General features: G+C 71.2%; 1 protein-coding gene. It reads left to right on the top strand.

The features are described from left to right. Positions 1 to 284: 284 nt before the first annotated feature. Positions 285 to 1,073, top strand: coding sequence for an MIP/aquaporin family protein (locus L7D48_RS28980; RefSeq protein ID WP_237884097.1), 789 nt, complete (start codon positions 285 to 287; stop codon positions 1,071 to 1,073). The last annotated feature ends 18 nt before the right edge of the window (positions 1,074 to 1,091 follow it).

Consider the following 1,091-nt stretch of genomic DNA (forward strand, 5'->3'; position numbering starts at 1 on the left):
ATTCGAGCCTCTGTCCGGTTCGGAGCGGTCACCCCTGGGCAGTGTCCGGGGGCGCCCCGTGCACAGTCCCCGCCCACCCGGTCCCGTCCGGCCGCTTTCGCACGGTTTCGGCCGTGCGACCCGTGTTCGCCGCCACGATCCGCCACCCACACCCTTGACGAGATGTTCGACTGAGGCAAAACTGCCGTTCGGCGGTCGACAATGTCGAACAGCGAACGGAACTCGGTCCGCCTCCCCCACTTCTTCCATCTGGCTCCCTCCGGACAAGAGCAAAGGAGTCGCGGGTGTCCAGCTCCGACATATTCCTGGGCGAGGTCATCGGCACCGCCGTCCTGATCCTGCTGGGCGGCGGCGTCTGCGCCGCCGTCACGCTCAGACGATCCAAGGCCGCCGGCGCCGGCTGGGTCGCCATCACCTTCGGCTGGGGATTCGCCGTCCTCACCGCCGCCTACATCTCCCTGGGCCTCTCCGGCGCCCACCTCAACCCGGCGGTCACCGTGGGCATCGCCGTGCAGAGCGGAGAGTGGGACAAGGTGCCCGTCTACTTCGCCGGCCAACTGCTCGGCGCCATGGCCGGCGCCGCCCTGGTGTGGGTCTCCTACTACGGCCAGTTCCTGGCGCATCTGACCGACCGCGAGGTCGTAGGCGGTCCCGGCGCCCAGACGACGGCCGCCGCCGACCGGCAGCGCTCCGACGCCCCCGGCCCGGTGCTCGGGATCTTCTCCACCGCTCCCGAGATCCGCAACCCCGTGCAGAACACGGCCACCGAGACCATCGCCACCGCCGTGCTGGTCCTGGCCATCCTCACCCAGGGCCTCACCGAGGGGCTGGCCCTGTCCGGCACCGGCGTCCTCATCACCGCCCTGGTCGTCGTCGGCATCGGCCTCTCGCTGGGCGGCCCGACCGGGTACGCGATCAACCCCGCCCGTGACCTCGGACCGCGCATCGTGCACGCCCTGCTCCCGCTGCCCAACAAGGGCGGGTCGGACTGGGGCTACGCCTGGATCCCGGTGGTGGGCCCCCTGCTGGGCGGAGCGCTCGCGGGTCTCCTCTACCGGCTCGCGTTCGCCTGACCTCCTCCCTCCCCCACC

The sequence above is a fragment of the Streptomyces sp. ICN903 genome (genome assembly GCF_022015835.1).
GTDB lineage: Bacteria > Actinomycetota > Actinomycetes > Streptomycetales > Streptomycetaceae > Streptomyces > Streptomyces fenghuangensis.